General features: G+C 60.6%; 26 protein-coding genes and 1 pseudogene. 24 read left to right on the forward strand and 3 right to left on the reverse strand.

From position 1 onward, the window contains the following. Positions 1–14 precede the first annotated feature (14 nt). The gene (gene hemB / locus ACPEE1_RS02495) at positions 15–1028 is read right to left on the reverse strand and encodes a porphobilinogen synthase (protein WP_423935094.1); all 1014 of its coding nucleotides are present in this window, start codon (positions 1026–1028) and stop codon (positions 15–17) included. Between the two features lie 199 nt (positions 1029–1227). On the opposite strand from hemB, the gene ACPEE1_RS02500 reads away from it, so the two are divergent. The 21 genes and pseudogenes from ACPEE1_RS02500 (at position 1228) to ACPEE1_RS02600 (ending at position 16740) form a co-directional block, all read left to right on the forward strand. After that, on the forward strand, positions 1228–1647 hold the full coding sequence (locus ACPEE1_RS02500; protein WP_182345516.1) for a CopD family protein: 420 nt from the start codon (positions 1228–1230) through the stop codon (positions 1645–1647). Between the two features lie 60 nt (positions 1648–1707). After that, entirely contained in the window at positions 1708–2922 is a 1215-nt protein-coding gene (locus ACPEE1_RS02505; RefSeq protein WP_116926816.1) for a VanZ family protein, read from the forward strand. Positions 2923–3013: 91 nt separating this feature from the next. Continuing rightward, on the forward strand, positions 3014–3367 hold the full coding sequence (locus tag ACPEE1_RS02510; protein WP_021026531.1) for a (2Fe-2S) ferredoxin domain-containing protein: 354 nt from the start codon (positions 3014–3016) through the stop codon (positions 3365–3367). Between the two features lie 96 nt (positions 3368–3463). Next, positions 3464–4105, forward strand: coding sequence for an alpha/beta hydrolase (locus ACPEE1_RS02515; RefSeq protein ID WP_116926817.1), 642 nt, complete (start codon positions 3464–3466; stop codon positions 4103–4105). An 85-nt stretch (positions 4106–4190) separates the two neighbouring features. Next, entirely contained in the window at positions 4191–5363 is a 1173-nt protein-coding gene (locus tag ACPEE1_RS02520; RefSeq protein ID WP_243419386.1) for a D-alanyl-D-alanine carboxypeptidase family protein, read from the forward strand. Between the two features lie 671 nt (positions 5364–6034). Further along, the gene (gene rpsL / locus ACPEE1_RS02525; RefSeq protein ID WP_012202325.1) at positions 6035–6412 is read left to right on the forward strand and encodes a 30S ribosomal protein S12; all 378 of its coding nucleotides are present in this window, start codon (positions 6035–6037) and stop codon (positions 6410–6412) included. Between the two features lie 168 nt (positions 6413–6580). Continuing rightward, a complete protein-coding gene (gene rpsG, locus ACPEE1_RS02530; RefSeq protein WP_021026534.1) occupies positions 6581–7054 on the forward strand; it encodes a 30S ribosomal protein S7 in 474 nt (157 codons plus the stop codon). A 157-nt stretch (positions 7055–7211) separates the two neighbouring features. Further along, complete coding sequence (fusA, locus tag ACPEE1_RS02535; RefSeq protein ID WP_182344014.1) at positions 7212–9323, forward strand: elongation factor G; 2112 nt, start codon at positions 7212–7214, stop codon at positions 9321–9323. 145 nt (positions 9324–9468) lie between these two features. Beyond that, positions 9469–10658 (forward strand): annotated as a pseudogene (gene tuf, locus ACPEE1_RS02540) (elongation factor Tu). Positions 10659–10683: 25 nt separating this feature from the next. Beyond that, a complete protein-coding gene (gene rpsJ, locus ACPEE1_RS02545) occupies positions 10684–10995 on the forward strand; it encodes a 30S ribosomal protein S10 (RefSeq protein WP_021025591.1) in 312 nt (103 codons plus the stop codon). A gap of 232 nt (positions 10996–11227) precedes the next feature. Next, complete coding sequence (gene rplC, locus ACPEE1_RS02550) at positions 11228–11899, forward strand: 50S ribosomal protein L3 (RefSeq protein WP_021025592.1); 672 nt, start codon at positions 11228–11230, stop codon at positions 11897–11899. Beyond that, positions 11899–12519, forward strand: a complete 621-nt coding sequence (gene rplD / locus ACPEE1_RS02555) for a 50S ribosomal protein L4 (protein WP_021025593.1) — start codon at positions 11899–11901, stop codon at positions 12517–12519. The genes rplC and rplD overlap by 1 nt, the downstream gene beginning before the upstream one ends. Continuing rightward, complete coding sequence (rplW, locus tag ACPEE1_RS02560) at positions 12516–12851, forward strand: 50S ribosomal protein L23 (protein WP_021025594.1); 336 nt, start codon at positions 12516–12518, stop codon at positions 12849–12851. The genes rplD and rplW overlap by 4 nt, the downstream gene beginning before the upstream one ends. Positions 12852–12853: 2 nt before the next feature. After that, entirely contained in the window at positions 12854–13678 is an 825-nt protein-coding gene (rplB, locus tag ACPEE1_RS02565; protein ID WP_021025595.1) for a 50S ribosomal protein L2, read from the forward strand. Between the two features lie 10 nt (positions 13679–13688). Next, positions 13689–13964 (forward strand): 30S ribosomal protein S19, encoded by a 276-nt coding sequence (gene rpsS, locus ACPEE1_RS02570; RefSeq protein ID WP_027010580.1) that lies wholly within the window; start codon positions 13689–13691, stop codon positions 13962–13964. A 10-nt stretch (positions 13965–13974) separates the two neighbouring features. Further along, positions 13975–14307 carry a 50S ribosomal protein L22 gene (gene rplV, locus ACPEE1_RS02575; RefSeq protein WP_021025597.1) on the forward strand — a complete coding sequence of 111 codons (333 nt, stop codon included), beginning with the start codon at positions 13975–13977 and terminating at the stop codon, positions 14305–14307. Between the two features lie 16 nt (positions 14308–14323). Next, complete coding sequence (rpsC, locus tag ACPEE1_RS02580) at positions 14324–15187, forward strand: 30S ribosomal protein S3 (protein WP_021025598.1); 864 nt, start codon at positions 14324–14326, stop codon at positions 15185–15187. Positions 15188–15189: 2 nt separating this feature from the next. Beyond that, the gene (rplP, locus tag ACPEE1_RS02585; RefSeq protein WP_021025599.1) at positions 15190–15606 is read left to right on the forward strand and encodes a 50S ribosomal protein L16; all 417 of its coding nucleotides are present in this window, start codon (positions 15190–15192) and stop codon (positions 15604–15606) included. A gap of 17 nt (positions 15607–15623) precedes the next feature. After that, entirely contained in the window at positions 15624–15821 is a 198-nt protein-coding gene (gene rpmC, locus ACPEE1_RS02590) for a 50S ribosomal protein L29 (protein ID WP_021025600.1), read from the forward strand. Between the two features lie 11 nt (positions 15822–15832). After that, positions 15833–16102: a 30S ribosomal protein S17 gene (rpsQ, locus tag ACPEE1_RS02595; protein ID WP_021025601.1), complete on the forward strand. Its 270-nt coding sequence runs from the start codon at positions 15833–15835 to the stop codon at positions 16100–16102. Between the two features lie 128 nt (positions 16103–16230). Further along, the gene (locus ACPEE1_RS02600; protein ID WP_116926821.1) at positions 16231–16740 is read left to right on the forward strand and encodes a peroxiredoxin; all 510 of its coding nucleotides are present in this window, start codon (positions 16231–16233) and stop codon (positions 16738–16740) included. Positions 16741–16867: 127 nt separating this feature from the next. Here ACPEE1_RS02600 and ACPEE1_RS02605 read toward each other — a convergent pair whose 3' ends face one another. Continuing rightward, the gene (locus ACPEE1_RS02605) at positions 16868–17362 is read right to left on the reverse strand and encodes a GNAT family N-acetyltransferase (RefSeq protein WP_423935104.1); all 495 of its coding nucleotides are present in this window, start codon (positions 17360–17362) and stop codon (positions 16868–16870) included. A gap of 109 nt (positions 17363–17471) precedes the next feature. Beyond that, positions 17472–17984 (reverse strand): TlpA family protein disulfide reductase, encoded by a 513-nt coding sequence (locus ACPEE1_RS02610; RefSeq protein ID WP_116926823.1) that lies wholly within the window; start codon positions 17982–17984, stop codon positions 17472–17474. Between the two features lie 136 nt (positions 17985–18120). On the opposite strand from ACPEE1_RS02610, the gene ACPEE1_RS02615 reads away from it, so the two are divergent. From ACPEE1_RS02615 to ACPEE1_RS02625, 3 genes are all read left to right on the forward strand, one after another. After that, on the forward strand, positions 18121–18666 hold the full coding sequence (locus ACPEE1_RS02615; protein WP_116926824.1) for a hypothetical protein: 546 nt from the start codon (positions 18121–18123) through the stop codon (positions 18664–18666). Between the two features lie 158 nt (positions 18667–18824). Continuing rightward, positions 18825–19274 (forward strand): PTS sugar transporter subunit IIA, encoded by a 450-nt coding sequence (locus ACPEE1_RS02620; RefSeq protein ID WP_116926825.1) that lies wholly within the window; start codon positions 18825–18827, stop codon positions 19272–19274. Beyond that, complete coding sequence (locus tag ACPEE1_RS02625) at positions 19243–19512, forward strand: HPr family phosphocarrier protein (RefSeq protein WP_423935107.1); 270 nt, start codon at positions 19243–19245, stop codon at positions 19510–19512. Before ACPEE1_RS02620 ends, ACPEE1_RS02625 begins: the two co-directional genes overlap by 32 nt. The last annotated feature ends 176 nt before the right edge of the window (positions 19513–19688 follow it).

A 19688-nucleotide genomic window follows, 5' to 3' on the forward strand; every position in this document is an offset into this window, starting at 1 on the left:
TGGTATTTTTGCTATCAGTTTTTCTCTTTGAGCCAGCGCGCAGCGTCCAGCGAGAAATAGGTGAGGATGCCGTCGGCGCCGGCGCGCTTGAAGGCCAGCAGCGACTCCATCATCACCTGGTCATGGTCCAGCCAGCCGTTTTGTGCGGCGGCCTTGAGCATCGCGTACTCGCCGCTGACCTGGTAGGCAAAGGTGGGCACCTTGAACTCGTCCTTGACGCGGCGCACGACATCCAGGTAGGGCATGCCGGGCTTGACCATCACCATGTCGGCGCCTTCGGCCAGGTCCTGCGCCACTTCGCGCAGTGCCTCGTCGGTGTTGGCCGGGTCCATCTGGTAGACGTTCTTGTCGGCCTTGCCCAGCGCGCCGCGCGTGCCCACCGCATCGCGGAAGGGGCCGTAGAAGGCGCTGGCGTACTTGGCGCTGTAGGCCATGATGCGGGTGTAGATGTGGCCCTGGGATTCAAAGGCGTCGCGGATCGCGCCAATGCGGCCGTCCATCATGTCGCTGGGGGCCACGATGTCGACACCGGCCTCGGCATGGTTGAGCGCCTGGCCCACGAGGATCTCGACAGTTTCGTCATTGAGGATGTAGCCGGTCTCGTCGAGCAGGCCATCCTGGCCGTGGCTGGTGTAGGGGTCGAGCGCCACATCGGTCATCACGCCCAGTTGGGGGAATTCCTTTTTCAGCGCCCGCACCACGCGCGGGATCAGGCCCTCGGGGTTGAGCGCCTCCTTGCCGTCGGGGGTCTTGAGCGCCGTGTCGATCTGGGGGAAGAGGGCCATCACCGGAATGCCCAGCGCCACGCACTGCTCGGCCACCGGCAGCAACAGGTCCAGGCTCAGGCGGTCAACGCCCGGCATGGACAGCACGGGCTCGCGCTTGCCTTGTCCTTCATGCACAAAGACCGGATAGATGAAGTCGTGCGGGGTGAGCACGTTCTCGCGGACCAGGTTGCGGGTGAAGGCATCGCGGCGCAGACGGCGCGGACGGTTATGGGGAAAGGGGGTGGGGCTGGACAGATGCATGCAGCAATTGTGCGCCAGATCAATGCCAGGCTGCACAGCGCGGGCCCGAGAGACTGCGCTGGGCATGGAGGAATGGACGCTGGGCTTGTGCCTGGCTTGCGCCAGATCAAGCCCCGACCTGAGCGCGGCATCGAACCGTGTTTAAGCCGGGGTCCAGCGCTGGGCCATCGTGCCAGCCACTACACTGTGGCGCATGCTCATGCTGTGGATCAAAGCCTTTCATATCGTGTTTGTGGCCAGCTGGTTTGCGGGCCTGTTCTACCTGCCCCGGATCTTCGTGAACCTGGCCATGGTGCCGGCCGACTCGCAGGCCGAGCGCGAGCGCCTGCTGCTGATGGCGCGCAAGCTCCTGCGCTTCATGACGATGATTGCGGTGCTGGCGCTGGGCCTGGGCCTGTGGCTGTGGCTGGGCTGGTGGCGCGGCGCAGGCGGCTGGCTGCATGCCAAGCTGTTCTTTGTGCTGCTGGTCATCGGCTACCACCATGCCTGCGCGGTGCTGCTGCGCAAGATCGCCAATGGCACGGACCGGCATTCGCATGTCTGGTACCGCTGGTTCAACGAGGTGCCGGTGCTGGCCATGGTCATCATCGTGGTGCTGGTCGTCGTCAAACCCTTTTAATCCGCGCACACTCGGGTACCGCCTAACGCACCACCATCTGCGCACCAGGGTCCACGCACCATGCCTGACAGCAGCCCCGCTCCCCTCAACCTGCAAGAGCCGGCCCCGGCCGGCGAGCACCGCACCATCGCCTGGCCGCTGGTGCCGGTGTATATGGCGCTGATCGTCTTTGCCAGCCTCTTTCCCTTTGCGGGCTGGCGCACCCAGGGCATCTCGCCGGCGGAGTTTTTGCTCGCCCGCATTCCGCCGCCGTACTGGACCTGGTTCGATGTCTGGATCAATGTGGCCGGCTATGCGCCGCTGGGCTTGCTGCTGAGCCTGGGCTGGTGGCGCCATGGCTGGGTCAGAACGGGCTGGCTCTGGGCCTTGTGCGTGGGCAGCCTGCTGTCGCTCGCGATGGAGTTCCTGCAGATTTTTCTGCCGCTGCGGGTGTCCAGCAACATGGACTGGCTGCTCAACAGCATCGGCACCTTGCTGGGCGCGCTGGCCGTGCCCCTGCTGGCCTGGCTGGGTATCTTGCGGCGCTGGCGCGATGTGCGGGCGCGCTGGTTCGATGCCGATGCGCGGGGCGCGATCGTGCTGCTGATGCTGTGGCCGCTGGCCTTGCTGTTCCCGGCCGCGCAGCCCTTTGGCCTGGGCCAGGTCTTTGACCGGCTGGAGATGTGGCTGGTCGACATGCTGGAGAACTCGGCCTTCGAGCACTGGATGCCCAACTTCATGCAGGCCACCGAGCCGCTGTCGCCCATCGGCCAGTTGATGGCCGTGCTGCTGGGCCTGCTGATTCCCTGCTGGCTCGCCTTCAGCGTGATGGGCAGCGTGACGCGGCGCATGGCCATGGTGGCGCTGGTGGTGCTGGCAGGGATTGCATTCTCGGCGCTGTCGTCCTCGCTGAGTTACGGGCCCAGCTATGCCTGGGACTGGCTGGACCAGACCACGCGCCTGGGCATTGCGCTGGCCGTGTCGCTGGCGCTGCTGCAAGTGGGCCTGCCGCGCCGCTACTGCGTGCTGCTGCTGCTGATGGGCTTGATGATCGATGTCAACTTGCTCAACCAGTCGCCGCCCAACCCCTACTACGCCGATGCCCTGCAGTCCTGGGAGCAGGGGCGCTTTATCCGCTTTTTTGGCCTGGGCCAGTGGCTCAGCTGGCTGTGGCCGTTTGCGGTGATCGCCTATGTGCTGCTGCGCCTGGGCCGGCTGCCTGCGGTGGTGGCGGCGCGCCGGCGCCAACGCCTGGACCAGCGCGCGGCTTCCAGCACACCGCCCGAGCAAGGCTAAACGCAGTAGCCCGTGGCAGTATTGCGGCCTCTGGGCGCCAGGCGGGCGCCAAGCTGCCACAATGGGGGATCGCATTCGAAGAGAGCTTGGCATGAGCGAGCAAAAACCTGGCAACGACGGCCAGTACTACCAGCACCACGTGTTCTTCTGCCTCAATGACCGCGTCAACGGTGAAGACAGCTGTGCCCACCATGGCGCCAAGGACATGTTTGACCACTGCAAGGCCCGCGTAAAAGCCGAAGGCTTGAGCGGGCCGGGCAAGGTGCGCGTCAACAAGGCTGGCTGCCTGGACCGCTGCGCAGGCGGCCCCATCATGGCGGTCTACCCCGAGGGCGTCTGGTACACCTATATCGACAATGACGATATCGATGAAATCGTCGAGTCGCACCTGAAGAACGGCAAGGTGGTCGAGCGCTTGCTGACCCCGCCCGACGTGGGCCGCTGAGCGCGCGCCTGCTTCCTCCCCTTTTTTTCCCGCACAGACACAGGGCGCCACTGCCGCTGCAGGCGCTGGGTGGCCCGCCATGGAGTAGACCGCAGCATGAACGCGCAAACCGAACGTTTCACCATCCACGGGCCGGCCGGCATTCTGGAAGTGGCCCGCGATCTGGCCGCCAGCCCCGATGGCGCGCAGCGCGGCACGGCCATCATTGCCCATCCCCATCCGCTGTTTGCCGGCACGATGGACAACAAGGTGGTGCAGACCCTGGCGCGGGCCTTTGTGGCGAGCGGCTGGACGGCGCTGCGCTTCAACTTTCGCGGTGTCGGCCAGTCGGCAGGCAGCTATGACGAAGGCCGCGGCGAGCGAGATGATTTTCTGGCTGTGGTCGAGCAGCTCGCGCCCCAGGGGAATCTGGCGCTGGCCGGTTTTTCTTTTGGCTCCTTTGTGATGAGCCATGCGTTGGCGGAACTTTGGCCCCAACGCCAGATCGACAAGGCGGTGTTCGTGGGCACGGCCGCATCGCGCTTTACGGTGGCGACCTTGCCGCCCGAAGCCCATGAGCGCACCTTGGTGGTGCATGGCGAGGCCGATGACACGGTGCCGCTGTCGGCGGTGATGGACTGGGCCCGGCCTCAGATACTACCGGTTACGGTTGTGCCCGGAGGCGGGCATTTTTTCCACGGACAATTACCGCTGCTCAAAGGCCTGGTCACGCGCCACCTGCTGGCCCCCGCCTTGTGATGGTGGTGTAGTATTGCTATTGTTTTTGATATCCTGCGGCCAGCCATCCTGCGCTGCAGGCACTTGTTTCTAAGAGTTGAACGACATGAAATCGAGCTTGATGCCCACCCTGCGTAACTGGGCTGCAGCAGCGCTGCTGGCGCCCACCCTGGCCTTTGCCCAATTGGCAGCGCCCCAGCCGCCCGAGATCGCGGCGCGCAACTACCTGTTGTTTGACGTGACCACCGGCCAGATCCTGGCGGCCAAGGATGTGGATGCGCCGGTCGAGCAGGCCTCGCTCACCAAGCTGATGACGGGTTATGTGGTGTTCGATGCGCTGCGCAACAAGAAGATCAGCCTGGAGCAGACCATGCCGGTGAGCGAGCGCGCCTGGAAGATGCCCGGCTCGCGCATGTTCATCGACCCCAAGATGCAGGTGAAGGTGGATGACCTGCTGCACGGCATGATTGTGCAATCGGGCAACGACGCGACGATGGCGCTGGCCGAAGCGGTGGGCGGCACGGCCGAGAACTTTGTGCGCCTGATGAACGAGCAGGCCAAGGCGCTGGGCATGACCAACACGGCCTACAAGAACCCCGAAGGCCTGACCGAGCCGGGCCACACGACGACCGCCAAGGACCTGAGCATTCTGGCCAACCGCCTGATCAAGGACTTCCCGGAGTACATGCACTACTACGCGACCAAGCAGTGGTTCTACCCCGGCACGCCCAAGTCCAACGGCACCAATCGTAATACTTTGTTGTTCCGCGACCCGACGGTGGACGGCCTCAAGACCGGCCACACCAATGCCGCCGGCTATTGCCTGGTCTCTACGGCCAAGCGCCAGGTACCCAATGCGGGCGAGCGCCGCCTGATCTCCATCCTGCTGGGAGCGGCCAGCGACAAGGACCGCGCCAACGAAAGCCAGAAGCTATTGAACTGGGGCTATACCGCATTCGACACCGTCAAGCTGTTCGATGGCGGCCAGGCCGTGGCGACCCCCAAGGCCTGGAAGGGCGCGCAGGACACCGTCAAGATCGGCAGCGTGGCGCCCATCGTCGTGAATGTGCCAGCGGGCACCGGCGGCAAGCTCGAAACCCAGGTGGTGAGCCAGGAGCCGCTGATTGCGCCCTTCACCAAGGGCCAGAAGCTGGGCACCTTGAAGGTGATGGCGGGCGGCCAGCCAGTGGCCGAGGTGCCGCTGGTGGCGCTCGACGATGTCGCAGAAGCGGGCATCTTTGGCCGCGCCTGGGATGCGATCCGTCTGTGGATCAAGTAAAGCGGTGCTGATGCCGGCCCTATAAGAACCTGTTCAAAGTCTCTACGCCGCCGCGTTGGAGTGCAATCGGGATGAGTTCGAAGGGATGGAACGCAGCTTGCACCGGGGTGCAAGCAAGGGCCAGCGCGCAGAAATCGCCCGATTTCACTCCAACCCTTAGGGACAGTGGCTTTGCGCTGCCCGGGAAGGGGCGCCCGGCGAGGGCCGCCCGGGCAGGGGCGGTCTGCGTCGTTGCAAATCCTCGCAATAGCTGGGCTATTGCTGCGGTATTGCGCGGCTGGGCGCCCCCCCCCCCCCCCCCCCCCCCTAGCATCCCATCCCGCAAAGACACTGTCGCGGCGCGAGGAGACTTTGAACAGGTTCTAAGGCCCGGCAGACGCCCAGTCCACCCCTCTGCAAAGCGTGCCCCTGGCACGCTTTGTGGTTTCTGTGCTTGCAAAAATGAGAGCAGCTAAAGCAGAGCTGTTGGGCGCTGCCTGAAGAAAGTGCCGCGATGGCGGCCACCGGGCAGTGGCCTTGGGTCCAAACCATTTGCTCAATTTGGAGTCAGGTGGTACATTAGAGGGCTTTTCGGAATTTCCGAAGGGGCTGCCGTCTTTGCCTTTGGGGCAAGGGGCTGGCAGCAAATCACGGTAAGTTCACGGTAATTTCACGTTTAGGGACGTTTATTAATGCCAACCATTAACCAACTCGTGCGTCAGGGCCGCACGGTAGAAGTTGTTAAATCCAAGAGCCCTGCTATGGAAAACTGCCCCCAGCGCCGCGGCGTGTGCACCCGTGTGTACACCACGACGCCTAAGAAGCCTAACTCGGCTTTGCGTAAGGTGGCCAAGGTTCGTCTGACCAACGGTTTCGAAGTCATTTCGTACATCGGCGGTGAAGGCCACAACCTGCAAGAGCACAGCGTTGTGCTGGTGCGCGGTGGCCGTGTGAAGGACTTGCCAGGTGTGCGTTACCACATCGTGCGCGGTTCGCTTGACCTGCAAGGCGTCAAGGACCGTAAGCAGTCCCGTTCGAAGTACGGTGCCAAGAAGCCTAAGGCCAAGTAAGCCCTGGTTTTTGAACGAATACAAAGGTGCTGTGTCCCGCGTGGCGCGAGATTCAGCGTAGTGACCCCAAGCGCAAGTGTTTTGTGTGGGTCGAGTAAGTGGGAGTCCTTGATTGGCTCTCGCGGTGTCTGAAAAGATGCCAACTGAAGCAAAGATAGAGGTAAAGAAATGCCACGTCGTCGCGAAGTCCCCAAACGTGAAATTCTGCCGGATCCAAAGTTCGGCAATGTAGAGCTGTCCAAATTCATGAACGTGATCATGGAAGGCGGCAAGAAGGCAGTTGCTGAGCGCATCATTTACGGCGCTCTGGAACTGATCGAGAAGAAGCACCCTGATAAAGACCCGCTGGAAGCTTTCGTTGTTGCCATCAACAACGTCAAGCCCATGGTCGAAGTGAAGTCCCGCCGTGTTGGCGGTGCCAACTACCAGGTGCCAGTGGAAGTGCGTCCTGTCCGTCGTCTGGCTCTGTCCATGCGCTGGATCAAGGAAGCTGCTCGCAAGCGCGGTGAAAAGTCCATGGCCCAACGCCTGGCCAACGAACTGCTGGAAGCCACCGAAGGCCGTGGCGGCGCGATGAAGCGTCGTGACGAAGTGCACCGTATGGCCGAAGCCAACAAGGCATTCAGCCACTTCCGCTTCTAAGCTGCGCGAGATCTGTCTCGATATTGCAAAGGCCGCATGCAACAATTTTTGCCTGCGGCCTTGCTCGGTTGAGACTGCCCTCACATCGTAGGCTGATGCCTGCGCAATCCGCCAGTCCGCATCGCCTCCACACTTACTGATCAACAAAGGATCAACCATGGCTCGCAAGACCCCCATCGAGCGCTACCGCAATATCGGTATTTCTGCGCACATCGACGCAGGTAAAACCACCACGACCGAACGTATCCTGTTTTACACCGGCGTGACCCACAAGCTGGGCGAAGTGCACGACGGCGCTGCTACCACCGACTGGATGGAGCAAGAGCAAGAGCGTGGCATTACCATCACTTCCGCTGCAGTGACCTGCTTCTGGAAGGGTATGGACATGTCCTACCCAGAACACCGCTTCAACATCATCGACACCCCCGGCCACGTGGACTTCACGATTGAAGTGGAACGTTCCATGCGCGTGCTCGACGGCGCTTGCATGGTGTACTGCGCTGTGGGTGGCGTGCAGCCCCAGTCTGAAACCGTGTGGCGTCAGGCCAACAAGTACAAGGTGCCACGTCTGGCCTTTGTGAACAAGATGGACCGTACCGGTGCCAACTTCTACAAGGTCTACGACCAGATGAAGCTGCGCCTGAAAGCCAACCCCGTGCCCGTGGTGATCCCAATCGGCGCTGAAGACAACTTCACCGGCGTGGTCGATCTGGTCAAGATGAAGGCCATCATCTGGGACGAAGCGTCCCAGGGCATGAAGTTCGAATACGCTGACATTCCTGCAGACCTGGTCGAGACCGCCAACAAGTGGCGTGAAAACCTGGTGGAATCGGCTGCCGAAGCGTCGGAAGAGTTGATGAACAAGTACCTGGAAGAAGGTACCTTGTCGGAAGAAGAAGTTAAGGCCGGTATCCGTGCCCGCACGCTGTCGACCGAAATCCAGCCTATGCTGTGCGGCACCGCGTTCAAGAACAAGGGTGTGCAGCGCATGCTGGACGCCGTGATCGACTACCTGCCTTCGCCAGTGGACATCCCTGACGTGGCTGGTACCGACCCAGAAGACGAAGAAAAGAAGCTGACCCGCAAGGCGGACGACGGCGAAAAGTTCTCTGCTCTGGCGTTCAAGCTGATGACCGACCCGTTCGTGGGCCAGTTGACCTTCGTGCGTGTGTACTCCGGCGTTCTGTCCAAGGGCGACACCGTGTACAACTCGGTCAAGGGCAAGAAAGAGCGTATCGGCCGTATCGTGCAGATGATGGCGAACGACCGTATTGAAGTGGACGAAATCCGCGCCGGTGACATCGCCGCTTGCGTGGGCCTGAAGGACGTGACCACCGGTGAAACCCTGTGTGACGTGGCTTCGCCTATCGTGCTCGAACGCATGGTGTTCCCAGAGCCCGTGATTGCACAGGCTGTGGAACCCAAGTCGAAGGCCGACCAGGAAAAGATGGGTATCGCTCTGTCGCGTCTGGCTGCAGAAGATCCATCGTTCCGCGTGCGCTCCGACGAAGAATCGGGTCAGACCATCATCGCCGGTATGGGCGAGCTGCACCTGGAAATTATCGTTGACCGCATGAAGCGTGAATTCAACGTGGAAGCCAACGTGGGCAAGCCCCAAGTGGCCTACCGCGAAACGATTCGCCAAAAGGTGGTGGACGTGGACGGCAAGTTCGTTCGCCAGTCCGGCGGTAAGGGCCAGTACGGTCACGTGGTGTTCACGGTTGAGCCGCAAGAGCCAGGCAAGGGCTTCGAGTTCGTCGACGCCATCAAGGGCGGTGTGGTTCCTCGCGAATACATCCCTGCGGTGGAAAAGGGCGTGATCGAAGCGCTGACCTCCGGCGTGCTGGCTGGCTACCCTGTGGTGGACGTCAAAGTGACGCTGACCTTCGGTTCGTACCACGATGTGGACTCGAACGAAATGGCGTTCAAGATGGCCGCTATCTTCGGTTTCAAGGAAGCTGCTCGCAAGGCCAGCCCCGTGATCCTCGAGCCCATGATGGCCGTGGAAGTGGAAACGCCTGAAGACTACGCCGGTACCGTGATGGGTGACTTGTCTTCCCGCCGCGGTATGGTGCAGGGCATGGACGACATGGTCGGTGGCGGCAAGGCCATCAAGGCAGAAGTGCCACTGTCCGAAATGTTCGGCTACGCCACGTCGCTGCGTTCGCAAACGCAAGGCCGCGCTACGTACACGATGGAGTTCAAGCACTACGCTGAAGCCCCACGTAATGTGGCCGAGGCTATTGTCGCTTCCCGCGCAAAGGCCTAAAATATGCGCCCGCACCTGGCTTGCCAGGTGCGGGTCGCTTTTGTCTACGACCGGGTGCCGCTTTGTTTCCTGTGCGAAGCGACCCAGCAATTCGGTGTAGACGTTAAACCCAACACAGGTTTTGCTCTTTATTTGGAGAATTCTCATGGCAAAAGGTAAATTCGAACGGACCAAGCCGCACGTGAACGTGGGCACCATTGGTCACGTGGACCACGGCAAGACCACGCTGACGGCTGCTATCGCAACCGTGCTGTCTGCCAAGTTCGGCGGCGAAGCCAAGAAGTACGACGAAATCGACGCTGCTCCTGAAGAAAAGGCACGCGGCATCACCATCAATACCGCACACGTTGAGTACGAAACGGCTAACCGCCACTACGCTCACGTGGACTGCCCAGGTCACGCCGACTATGTGAAGAACATGATCACCGGCGCTGCCCAGATGGACGGCGCTATTCTGGTTTGCTCGGCTGCTGACGGCCCCATGCCCCAGACCCGTGAACACATCCTGCTGGCTCGCCAGGTGGGCGTGCCTTACATCATCGTGTTCCTGAACAAGTGCGACATGGTGGATGACGAAGAGCTGCTGGAGCTGGTGGAAATGGAAGTCCGCGAACTGCTGGACAAGTACGATTTCCCAGGTGACGACACCCCCATCATCCGCGGCTCGGCTAAGCTGGCTCTGGAAGGCGACCAATCCGACAAGGGTGAACCCGCTATCCTGCGTCTGGCTGAAGCGCTGGACACCTACATCCCAACGCCAGAGCGCGCTGTGGACGGTGCTTTCCTGATGCCCGTGGAAGACGTGTTCTCCATCTCCGGTCGTGGTACCGTGGTGACCGGCCGTATCGAGCGCGGTATCATCAAGGTCGGCGAAGAAATCGAAATCGTCGGTATCAAGGACACCGTCAAGACCACCGTGACCGGCGTGGAAATGTTCCGCAAGCTGCTGGACCAAGGTCAAGCTGGTGACAACGTTGGCCTGCTGCTGCGCGGCACCAAGCGTGAAGACGTGGAGCGTGGCCAAGTGCTGTGCAAGCCTAACTCGATCAAGCCACACACCCACTTCACCGCTGAAGTGTATGTGCTGAGCAAGGACGAAGGCGGCCGCCACACCCCTTCTTCAACAACTACCGTCCTCAGTTCTACTTCCGTACCACGGACGTGACCGGCGCCATCGAGCTGCCAGCTGACAAGGAAATGGTGATGCCTGGCGATAACGTGTCGATCACCGTCAAGCTGATCAACCCCATCGCTATGGAAGAAGGTCTGCGTTTTGCTATTCGCGAAGGCGGCCGTACCGTGGGCGCTGGCGTGGTTGCCAAGATCATTGCTTAATTCTTAGCACAACTGGGAATTAACCATGTCCAAGCAAAAAATCCGCATCCGCCTGAAGGCTTTCGATTACAAGTTGATCGACCAGTCCGCTGCTGAAATCGTTGAAACCGCCAAGCGCACCGGCGCGATTGTCAAGGGTCCCGTGCCCCTGCCAACCCGCATGAAGCGTTTTGACATTCTGCGTTCGCCCCACGTGAACAAGACTTCGCGTGACCAGCTGGAAATCCGCACCCACCAACGCCTGATGGACATTGTCGATCCTACCGACAAGACCGTTGACGCGCTGATGAAGCTGGACCTGGCTGCCGGCGTGGACGTCGAAATCAAACTGCAATAAGGCCTGAAAGCCACACCTGCCGGTGTGGCTGCTTGTCCTTTCTAACGCGAACTTGCCTATTTGGGAAGTTCGCGTTAGAATTTATGGCTTCGTGATCTATACATCCAATGTGCCTGGCATTTTGGTGGTAGAGGCGAAGTTTTTATTAACCTTCTTTCGTGCCTGTGGCGTCAAACCCAGGGGCAACACCGAGCCAATTGCAGTTTCGGTGGCGGAAGTTTTGGAGCAACAAATGAGTCAAAGCAACTCCCTCGGGTTGCTGGGCCGTAAGGTAGGCATGATGCGCCTGTTCACGGATGACGGCGATGCAGTGCCTGTCACCGTGGTGGATGTGTCTAACAACCGCGTGACCCAGGTCAAAACCCAAGAGAACGACGGCTACGTGGCCCTGCAGGTCACTTTTGGTCAACGCCGCGCTTCGCGCGTGACCAAGCCAGCCGCTGGCCACCTGGCCAAGGCAGGCGTGGAAGCTGGTGAAATCACCCAGGAATTCCGCGTTGAAGCTGACACCGCCGGCAAGTACGCCGCAGGTGCATCCTTGCCAGTGACCGAGATCTTCGCAGTGGGCCAAAAGGTCGACGTGCAAGGTACCTCGATCGGTAAGGGCTACGCCGGTACCATCAAGCGTCACAACTTCAAGTCGCAACGTGCTTCTCACGGTAACAGCCGTTCGCACAATGTTCCCGGCTCGATCGGTATGGCACAAGACCCAGGTCGCGTGTTCCCCGGTAAGCGCATGACCGGTCACATGGGCGATGAGACCGTGACTACCCAGAATCTCGACGTGGTTCGTATCGACGAAGCCCGTCAACTGCTGCTGATCAAGGGCGCAATCCCCGGTTCGAAGAATGGCTTCGTGACCGTGCGTCCTGCTGTCAAGGCAGCCGCTAAAGGAGCGAACTAATGAAGCTCGAACTCCTGAACGAACAAGGTAAGGCAGCCTCCCAAGTGGACGCTCCTGAGACCGTGTTTGGTCGCGATTTCAATGAAGACCTGATTCACCAGATCATCGTTGCTTACCGCGCCAACGGCCGTCAAGGCACACGCGCTCAAAAGGACCGCGAACAGGTCCGTCACACCACCGCCAAGCCTTTCAAACAAAAGGGTACTGGCCGTGCACGTGCTGGTATGTCGTCTTCGCCTCTGTGGCGTGGCGGCGGTCGCATCTTCCCGAATCTGCCTGATGAAAACTTCACGCAGAAGATCAACAAGAAGATGTACCGCGCCGGTATGGCATCCATCTTCTCGCAGCTGGCCCGTGAAGGCCGCCTGGCTGTGGTTGATTCGCTGACGGTTGATTCGCCCAAGACCAAGGTACTGGCTGACAAGTTCAAGTCCATGAACCTGGACTCGGTGATGGTGATCGCCGACGAAGTGGACGAAAACCTGTACCTCGCTTCGCGCAATCTGAAGAATGTGTTCGTGGTTGAGCCACGTTACGCTGATCCAGTGTCGCTGGTGCAATTCAAGAAAGTGCTCGTTACCAAGGGCGCTCTCGACAAACTCAAGGAGATGTTCGCATGAGCCGTGTGAACCCTACTCCCGCCGAACGCAAGTTCGACGAAGGTCGTCTGATGCAAGTGCTGGTTGCTCCTATCGTGTCCGAAAAGGCCACGCTGGTTGCTGAAAAGTCCAACGCTGTGACATTCAAGGTGCTGCAGAACGCCACCAAGCCCGAGATCAAGGCCGCTGTTGAGCTGCTGTTCAAGGTCGAAGTGAAGGGCGTGTCTGTGGTGAACACCAAGGGCAAGACCAAGCGCTTTGGCAAGACCATCGGCCGCCGCGACAACGTGCGCAAGGCTTATGTGCTGCTCAAGCCAGGTCAAGAGCTGAACCTCTCTGGGGAGGCTGCGTAATCATGGCTGTTATTAAGCTCAAACCAACTTCGCCCGGCCAACGCCATGTGGTGAAGGTGACCCGTGGCCATCTGCACAAGGGCGAAGGTTTCGCTCCTCTGCTGGAACCTCAGTTCCAAAAGGCAGGCCGCAACAACAACGGTCACATCACTACCCGTCACAAGGGCGGTGGTCACAAGCACCACTACCGTGTGGTGGACTTCAAGCGCACCAAGGACGGCATCCCCGCCAAGGTGGAACGCATTGAATACGATCCAAACCGTACCGCTCACATCGCTCTGGTGTGCTACGCAGACGGCGAGCGTCGTTATGTGATCGCTCCGCGTAACCTGGAAGTGGGCGCAACCATCATCAGTGGCTCTGAAGCACCGATCCGCGTGGGTAACACCCTGCCGATCCGCAACATCCCTGTGGGTTCGACCATTCACTGCATCGAGCTGAAGATCGGCGCTGGCGCACAAATCGCCCGTTCCGCTGGTACCTCGGCTACCCTGCTGGCTCGCGAAGGCGTTTACGCCCAAGTGCGTATGCGTTCGGGCGAAGTTCGCAAGATCCATATCGAATGCCGTGCAACCATCGGTGAAGTCGCCAACGAAGAACACAGCCTGCGCCAACTGGGCAAGGCCGGTGTCAAGCGTTGGATGGGTATTCGTCCTACCGTCCGCGGTGTGGTGATGAACCCTGTCGATCACCCACACGGTGGTGGTGAAGGCAAGACCGGTGAAGGCCGTCACGCAGTTGACCCATGGGGCAATCTGACGAAGGGCTACCGTACCCGTAACAACAAGCGCACACAGACCATGATCGTGTCGCGCCGTAAGAAGTAAGGGGTAGCAAATGACTCGTTCTCTTAAAAAGGGTCCGTTTGTTGACCATCACTTGCTGGCAAAGGTCGAAAAGGCCATCGCCACCAAGGACAAGAAACCAGTGAAGACCTGGTCGCGTCGCTCCATGGTTCTGCCCGATTTCATCGGTCTGACCATCGCCGTGCACAACGGCAAGCAACACGTACCGGTATATGTAACCGACCAGATGGTGGGCCACAAGCTCGGCGAATTCGCCCTGACGCGCACCTTCAAGGGTCACCCCGCTGATAAAAAAGCGAAACGATAAGGAGTAGACCATGTCTGAAACACGTGCAGTCCTCCGCGGCGTTCGCCTGTCGGTTGACAAAGGCCGTCTGGTTGCGGATCTGATTCGCGGCAAGAAGGTTGACCAAGCTCTGAACATTCTCGAATTCACGCAGAAAAAAGCTGCCGTGATCGTCAAGAAGGTTCTGGAGTCCGCTATCGCCAACGCTGAGCACAACGACGGCGCTGACATCGACGAATTGAAGGTCAAGACCATCTTCGTCGAGCAAGGCACCACGCTCAAGCGTTTTACCGCTCGCGCCAAGGGCCGCGGCAACCGCATCAGCAAGCCTACCTGCCACATTTATGTGACCGTGGGTAACTGAGGCCTAAAGGAAGAACATGGGACAAAAAATCCATCCTACCGGCTTCCGTCTGGCGGTCAGCCGTAACTGGTCTAGCCGCTGGTACGCAAGCAACCGTGATTTCGCCGGCATGCTGGCCGAAGACATCAAGGTTCGTGAGTACCTGAAAGAGAAGCTGAAGAACGCTGCCGTGGCACGCGTTCTGATCGAGCGTCCTGCCAAGAACGCCCGTATCACCATTTACTCGGCTCGTCCTGGTGTGGTGATCGGCAAGAAGGGTGAAGACATCGAGGCCCTGAAGAAGGAACTCGCTGCTCGCCTGGGCGTGCCAGTGGCTGTGAACATCGAAGAAGTGCGCAAGCCTGAAATCGATGCCCAGCTGATTGCTGACTCGATCACCCAGCAGCTCGAAAAGCGTATCCAGTTCCGTCGCGCCATGAAGCGTGCGATGCAGAACGCGATGCGTCTGGGCGCTCAAGGTATCAAGATCATGTCGTCGGGCCGTCTGAACGGTATCGAAATCGCACGTACCGAGTGGTACCGCGAAGGCCGTGTGCCACTGCACACCCTGCGCGCCGACATCGATTACGGCACCTCCGAAGCCAAGACCACCTACGGTGTGATCGGCGTGAAGGTGTGGGTCTACAAGGGTGACACTCTGGGTCGTAACGATCTGCCAGCCGCAGAAACGCCACGTCCTGAAGAAGAGCGTCGTCCACGTGGTCCTCGTCGTGACAACCGCAATGGCGATCGTCCATCGCGTGGCCCTCGTCGCCCCGCTGGTGGTAACACGGCTCCTGCAGACGGCAGCGACAAGCCCGCCGGCGCTGGTGCTGATTCCGTTAAGCGCGTTCGCAAGACTGACGCGCCCGCTACAGCAGCGGACGGTAAAGGAGAATAACTATGCTGCAACCTGCTCGCCGCAAATACCGCAAGGAGCAAAAGGGTCGCAACACTGGTATCGCAACCCGTGGTAACACGGTAGCGTTCGGTGATTTCGGCCTGAAATGCACGGACCGTGGCCGCCTGACGGCCCGCCAGATCGAGGCTGCACGTCGTGCAATCTCCCGTCACGTCAAGCGTGGTGGCCGTATCTGGATCCGCGTGTTCCCTGACAAGCCAATCTCGACCAAGCCAGCCGAAGTCCGTATGGGTAACGGTAAGGGCAACCCAGAGTACTACGTGGCTGAAATTCAGCCCGGTAAGATGGTGTTCGAAATCGTTGGCGTGCCCGAAGAACTGGCCCGCGAAGCGTTCCGCCTGGCTGCTGCCAAGCTGCCGCTGCGCACCACGTTCGTTACCCGTCAGCTTGGCGCTTAAATTCAGGAGAAATCGATATGACGAAAGCTGCTGAACTGCGCCAAAAAGACGTTGCTGGCCTGGAAGCCGAGATCAAGTCCTTGCAAAAGGCTCACTTTGGTCTGCGCATGCAAAAGGCAACGCAACAACTGGGCAACACCGCTACCATCAAGGCTACCCGCCGCGATGTGGCACGTGCCAAGACCATTCTTGCTGAAAAGCAAGCCGCCAAGTAATAGGAGCCGACATGACGGAAGCTAAAAAATCCCTCAAGCGCACCTTGATTGGCAAGGTGGTCAGCGATAAGCGTGAAAAGACCGTGACCGTTCTGGTAGAACGTCGCGTGAAGCACCCCATCTACGACAAGATCATGATCAAGTCCAGCAAGTACCACGCCCACGACGAAAAGGGCGAGTACAACACCGGCGATACGATCGAGATCACCGAGAGCCGTCCGCTCTCCAAGACCAAGAACTGGGTTGCTACCCGCTTGGTGCAAAAGGCTGCTTTGGTTTAAGTCTTTTGCGACTTGCACCAACGTAACTTCAAAAACGACCCACAATCTGTGGGTCGTTTTTTTATGCCCGTTTTGGCCCTCCGGCCGGCGGGATCACTGCCTGATGGGCAATTTACAAGGAGTACACCATGATCAAAGTTGGCGATTCGCTTCCCTCTGCAACCCTGAGCGAGTTTGTGGCGGTCGAAGGCAATGGCTGCAGCCTGGGCCCCAATGCCTTTGATGTGAGCAAGGAAGCGGCTGGCAAGACCATCGCTTTGTTTGCGGTGCCCGGCGCTTTCACGCCGACCTGCTCGGCCAAGCACCTGCCTGGCTACGTGGAAAAGGCAGACGCCTTCAAGGCCGCCGGTGTGGATGAAATCTGGTGCCTGTCCGTCAATGACGCCTTTGTGATGGGCGCTTGGGGCAAGGACCAGCACACCGAAGGCAAGGTGCGCATGATTGGTGACGGCGATGCCGCCTTTGCCAAGGCCACCGGCCTGACGCTGGACCTCAACGGCAAGGGCCTGGGCCTGCGCAGCAACCGCTACTCCATGCTGGTCAAGGATGGCAAGGTGGTGCAGCTGAACGTGGAAGCCCCTGGCCAGTTCACGGTCAGCGATGCCGACACCATCCTGGCCCAAGCCAAGCAGGCCTAAGGCCACATCGGGCTGCTGCTGCGCTGCAAGGCGTTGCAGGGCCTGGCCGGAATGCACAAAGCACGCCTAGGCGTGCTTTTTTGTGGCTGGCAGCGGTATCTGCAGTGCGCTGTTCCTAGCGCAGCGGTCAGGGATGGACGTCGGCCTTGAGGTAGTGCGTACCGGCGACGGGGTTGTGGTAGTAGGGCGGAATCTCTTCAAAGCCAAAATCGGCATAGAGCGCGCGGGCCGACTCCATGCTGTCCAACGTGTCGAGCAGGATGCAGTCATATCCCAGGCGGATCGCGCTGGCCATGGTGTAGTCCACCAGCTGGCGGCCCAGGCCAAAGCCCCGGAAGGCCTTGCGCACATAGAGGCGCTTCATCTCGCAGGCGTTGCTGTAGTCCACGTCGTCCATGGGCCGCAGCGCGCAGCAGCCGGCGACCGAGCCTTCCACCAGCGCCAGCACCAGGTCGCCGCGTGGGTCGCCATATTCGCCGGGCAGCTCGGCCAGCTCTTCCTCAAAACCCTGGAAGCCCAGATCAATATCCAGTGACTGGGCATATTCCCGAAAGATCTCGCGGGTCACGGCGAGATCTTCCGGTGTGGTGGGGTGCAGGAACGTTATCTCAGGTCGGTCCACAGCGGCGGCGCTTAGTCAAGGAATGTGCAGTGTAGCGCCCGCGCCATCGCAGGCGCCATTGAAAAACCGCCTATCAAGGGCGGTTTTCTTGGGGGGGTGCTGCAAAGGTTCAGGTCTCTGCGAGCAGCTTGTCGATCAGCTTGTGCAGCTCCTCAAAATTGGGCGCGCCCACATAGCGCTTGACCACCTGGCCCTGCTTGTTCACGACAAAGGTGGTCGGGGTGAGTTGGATGTCGCCCCAGTCCTTGGCAATCTGGCCGGTGTTGTCGATCGCGACCTTGAAAGGCAGCTTGCGCGACTCTGCAAAGTTGACGACATAGCTGGGCGGGTCGTAGTGCATGGCCACTGCCATGGTGTCGTAGCCACGGTCCTTGTACTTGTCGTAGGTCTTGATGATCTCGGGCATTTCCGCCACGCAGGTGGTGCAGCTGGTGGCCCAGAAGTTCACCAGGGTGACCTTGCCCTTCATGTCGGCCGTCGTCTGCGTGCTGCCGTTGAGCAGCACAAACCGGCTCTCGGGCGCGGCCGCCTGCCCCGTGCCCTGGTAGACAAAGGCACCAATGCCAATCGCCGCAGCGATGGCCAGCGTGGTGAGGACGGTGGTGGAGGTTTTTCGGGACATGGTGCTCGGAGTCAAGGCGGTGCCGAAAGTTCGGCGCTGTGGTCATTATGCGACCAGTGTTGCTGACGGGCGCAGTACGCTGGCCATACCTGCGCGCACGGCTTGACCATCACAGTGCCGTGCCCATAATGGCCGGATGCCCCTGGCCCGCCGCCTGATCCTCACCACTGCCATGCTGCTGGCCGCCTGCAGCCCGGCGCTGAACTGGCGCGTGGTGCGCCTGGCCGATGCACCGCTGGACCTGATGCTGCCCTGCAAGCCTGACCGTGCGGTGCGTGAGCTGGCCTGGGGCACGCAGACCTTGGCCGTGTCGATGGTAGGCTGCAAGGCCGACGGGGCGACCTATGCACTGGCCCATGTGGCCCTGGCGCAGCCGCAGGATGCGGCCTCGGTGATGGTTGACTGGCAAAAGGCACTGCACCAGCAGCTGCAGATCGCCGATGCCTGGCAGCCGCTGCCCGGCGAGACCTTTGTACTGCCCGGTACCTTGGCGCTGCCCCAGGCACGCCAGCTGCAGTGGCAGGGCCGCAATGACCAGGGGCGCACCGTGTATGCGAATGCACGCTGGTTTGCGCGCGCCGAAGGGCCGCAGGTGCGCGTGTACCAGGCCCTGGTGCTGTCCGCTGAGCCTTTGGCCGCTGAGGCGCTGCAGAGCTTTGTCCAAGGTCTGCAGCTGCGTTAGGAGTCGCCGGATTGGCCACGGGCCAGCCCGGGCGCTTGGCTAAGCAACACTACCAATGTTGCAGTGCCGCAAAATCGCTACACTGGTGCAGGGTACGGCAGGGCCGGGATTGCCGCCTGCTGCATGCCCATTCACAGAACTTCTGGGTTTTTGATTTGATGAGCAACCGGATATTGTTGATCGCCCATGCACCGCTGGCCCAGGCGCTGGCGCAATGCGCCGCGCATGTGTTCCCCGACAGCGGAGAGCACCTGATGGCGCTGGATGTGCCTGCCAGCGCCGATCCGGTGGCCTGCCTGCAGGAGGCGCGGGCCATGCTCGACCACAGCCACAGCGGCCCCGTGCTGGTGCTGAGCGACGTGTTTGGCGCGACCCCGCATAATATTGCCCAGGAGCTGGCCAAGCGCCGCGCATCTACAAGGCTGGTGGCCGGTGTCAACCTGCCGATGCTGCTGCGCGCGCTGTGCTATCGCCAAGAAGCGCTGGACAGCCTCGTGGCCCGGGCGATTGCAGGGGGCAGCCAGGGCATTATGCAGGTGACGCAGAACACGCCACAGAACCAAAATATCCGAGCACATGATCAAGACCGCAGTCACCATCAGCAATAAACTGGGCCTGCATGCCCGTGCGTCTGCCAAACTCACCAAGCTGGCCGGCAGTTTTGCCTGCGAGGTTTGGATCACGCGGGGCGAGCGCCGCGTCAATGCCAAAAGCATCATGGGCGTGATGATGCTGGCCGCCGGCATCGGCACCGAGGTGACCATCGAGACCGATGGCGCCGATGAGCAGCAGGCCATGGAAGCCTTGCTGGCCCTCATCAACGACAAATTCGGCGAAGGCGAATAAGGCGCAGCCTGGCGTCTGCAGCGGCGCGGGCTCGCTTTTCGCACCGGCCACGACCTTCCAGGCACGCCGCTGCCTGTCGGTGCTGGCAGGTTGCCCAGCTGGCACTGGCATGCGCCGCTCTTTACCTGAACGCCCGCCTTTCCCTGCGCTTTACCAGCCCCCGTGCTTGTACAGTC

The organism is Comamonas sp. 23 (assembly GCF_049601575.1).
Taxonomy (GTDB): Bacteria; Pseudomonadota; Gammaproteobacteria; order Burkholderiales; family Burkholderiaceae_C; genus Comamonas; species Comamonas squillarum.

Excerpts from the sequence above, each read along its gene's own strand:
- hemB (WP_423935094.1), bottom strand. The coding sequence starts at position 1,028 with ATGCATCTGTCCAGCCCCACCCCCTTTCCCCATAACCGTCCGCGCCGT.
- ACPEE1_RS02500 (WP_182345516.1), top strand. The coding sequence starts at position 1,228 with ATGCTGTGGATCAAAGCCTTTCATATCGTGTTTGTGGCCAGCTGGTTT.
- ACPEE1_RS02505 (WP_116926816.1), top strand. The coding sequence starts at position 1,708 with ATGCCTGACAGCAGCCCCGCTCCCCTCAACCTGCAAGAGCCGGCCCCG.
- ACPEE1_RS02510 (WP_021026531.1), top strand. The coding sequence starts at position 3,014 with ATGAGCGAGCAAAAACCTGGCAACGACGGCCAGTACTACCAGCACCAC.
- ACPEE1_RS02515 (WP_116926817.1), top strand. The coding sequence starts at position 3,464 with ATGAACGCGCAAACCGAACGTTTCACCATCCACGGGCCGGCCGGCATT.
- ACPEE1_RS02520 (WP_243419386.1), top strand. The coding sequence starts at position 4,191 with ATGAAATCGAGCTTGATGCCCACCCTGCGTAACTGGGCTGCAGCAGCG.
- rpsL (WP_012202325.1), top strand. The coding sequence starts at position 6,035 with ATGCCAACCATTAACCAACTCGTGCGTCAGGGCCGCACGGTAGAAGTT.
- rpsG (WP_021026534.1), top strand. The coding sequence starts at position 6,581 with ATGCCACGTCGTCGCGAAGTCCCCAAACGTGAAATTCTGCCGGATCCA.
- fusA (WP_182344014.1), top strand. The coding sequence starts at position 7,212 with ATGGCTCGCAAGACCCCCATCGAGCGCTACCGCAATATCGGTATTTCT.
- rpsJ (WP_021025591.1), top strand. The coding sequence starts at position 10,684 with ATGTCCAAGCAAAAAATCCGCATCCGCCTGAAGGCTTTCGATTACAAG.
- rplC (WP_021025592.1), top strand. The coding sequence starts at position 11,228 with ATGAGTCAAAGCAACTCCCTCGGGTTGCTGGGCCGTAAGGTAGGCATG.
- rplD (WP_021025593.1), top strand. The coding sequence starts at position 11,899 with ATGAAGCTCGAACTCCTGAACGAACAAGGTAAGGCAGCCTCCCAAGTG.
- rplW (WP_021025594.1), top strand. The coding sequence starts at position 12,516 with ATGAGCCGTGTGAACCCTACTCCCGCCGAACGCAAGTTCGACGAAGGT.
- rplB (WP_021025595.1), top strand. The coding sequence starts at position 12,854 with ATGGCTGTTATTAAGCTCAAACCAACTTCGCCCGGCCAACGCCATGTG.
- rpsS (WP_027010580.1), top strand. The coding sequence starts at position 13,689 with ATGACTCGTTCTCTTAAAAAGGGTCCGTTTGTTGACCATCACTTGCTG.
- rplV (WP_021025597.1), top strand. The coding sequence starts at position 13,975 with ATGTCTGAAACACGTGCAGTCCTCCGCGGCGTTCGCCTGTCGGTTGAC.
- rpsC (WP_021025598.1), top strand. The coding sequence starts at position 14,324 with ATGGGACAAAAAATCCATCCTACCGGCTTCCGTCTGGCGGTCAGCCGT.
- rplP (WP_021025599.1), top strand. The coding sequence starts at position 15,190 with ATGCTGCAACCTGCTCGCCGCAAATACCGCAAGGAGCAAAAGGGTCGC.
- rpmC (WP_021025600.1), top strand. The coding sequence starts at position 15,624 with ATGACGAAAGCTGCTGAACTGCGCCAAAAAGACGTTGCTGGCCTGGAA.
- rpsQ (WP_021025601.1), top strand. The coding sequence starts at position 15,833 with ATGACGGAAGCTAAAAAATCCCTCAAGCGCACCTTGATTGGCAAGGTG.
- ACPEE1_RS02600 (WP_116926821.1), top strand. The coding sequence starts at position 16,231 with ATGATCAAAGTTGGCGATTCGCTTCCCTCTGCAACCCTGAGCGAGTTT.
- ACPEE1_RS02610 (WP_116926823.1), bottom strand. The coding sequence starts at position 17,984 with ATGTCCCGAAAAACCTCCACCACCGTCCTCACCACGCTGGCCATCGCT.
- ACPEE1_RS02615 (WP_116926824.1), top strand. The coding sequence starts at position 18,121 with ATGCCCCTGGCCCGCCGCCTGATCCTCACCACTGCCATGCTGCTGGCC.
- ACPEE1_RS02620 (WP_116926825.1), top strand. The coding sequence starts at position 18,825 with ATGAGCAACCGGATATTGTTGATCGCCCATGCACCGCTGGCCCAGGCG.
- ACPEE1_RS02625 (WP_423935107.1), top strand. The coding sequence starts at position 19,243 with ATGATCAAGACCGCAGTCACCATCAGCAATAAACTGGGCCTGCATGCC.